The 1,268-nt window shown below is 75.6% G+C and carries 1 pseudogene; it reads left to right on the forward strand.

The features are described from left to right. Positions 1-1,228: pseudogene (locus N869_RS17530) on the forward strand (hypothetical protein); the annotation flags it as partial. Positions 1,229-1,268: the final 40 nt, after the last annotated feature.

Below are 1,268 nucleotides of genomic sequence, written 5' to 3' on the forward strand. Positions count from 1 at the left end.
CGCCTCGCCCGCGCCGCTCGGCGACGGCGGCTGGGGCGGAGGCGGGTGGGCCGGCAGCGCCCCGCACCGGGTGGAGCACGCGGTGGTCGCACCCGAGGTCCTGGCCACGATCCCACCAGCCGACCCCGGCGACCTCATGCTCCAGACCCGGGCAGACCCCCAGTGGGCCGAGAGACGGTCCTCGCACTGGGGCCTGACCTACCTGGTGACCATGGTCACGCCGACGAGCAGCGGCCCCGGAACCGGGATCGACCCGGACGGCATGAGGACGGCCGCGTCCGGCCCGAGGACCCTGTGGGCCCACGACCGTGCACAGGAACGCCAGCTCCTCCTGGACGTCGTCGAGCACCTCGACGAGCAGTGCCGACGCCACCCGGGCATGCACGTGTACCACTTCGGCCCGCACGTGCCCCGGACCTTGCGCGCACTCGCCGGACGTCACGGGGTCGGCGAGGAGGTCGTCACCCGGCTGACCCGTGACGGCGTGCTGGTCGACCTGGAAGCACTCACCCGCGCCGCGGTCGTGACCGGCCAGCCGACCGAGACCCTCGAGGACCTCGAGCCGCTCCACATGCCGTCCGCGCGATCGGGGCGCGTCCCGGCCGACCCCGTGCTCGAGTACGCCGAGGCGTGCACGATGCGGGACAACGGGGACGTGTCCGGGTGGGACCAGCGCCTCGCCGAGATCGCCGCCGACGCCGTCGAGGACTGCTGGTCCGTGCGCGGACTCCGTGACTGGCTGACCGGACTCGTACCCGGGCACGACGTCGCCCCGGCCCCGAGCGTGGCCGCCGACCCGACGGGAGGCCACCCCGCCCAGACGGGCCCGGCCCCCGAGCAGGACGCCCTCACCCAGACCTGCCTCTTCTGGGCAGGGTCACCCACGGGGCCTCGCAGCCCGGACCAGCAGGCGTGGGCGATGCTCGCCGCGGCACTCGGCTACCACCGTCGCGAGAACGCCCCGACGGCCGGTGCCGGTGCCCTGCGGCAGCTCGCCGGCAGGGTCGTCGCGCACGCACCCCGGCTGCCCGAGGAGCCCGCCGTCGACCTGCTGCTCCGCCGGCGCCCCCGCACACGCTCCGGCCACCCCCTGCCCGAGGCATCGCCCGGCACCGACGTCGACCTCGCGACCCTCCTCGCCGGTCTCAACGACCTGGACCGGTCCTACCCTCACAGCCCCACCCCCTGCCCGGCCAGTGCGGCGAGCACCCGCACCGACCACTCCTGAACGGTGCCGTTCGCCCTGACACCCGTCAGGGACGCCCCGG

The organism is Cellulomonas bogoriensis 69B4 = DSM 16987, assembly GCF_000767165.1.
Taxonomy (GTDB): domain Bacteria; phylum Actinomycetota; class Actinomycetes; order Actinomycetales; family Cellulomonadaceae; genus Actinotalea; species Actinotalea bogoriensis.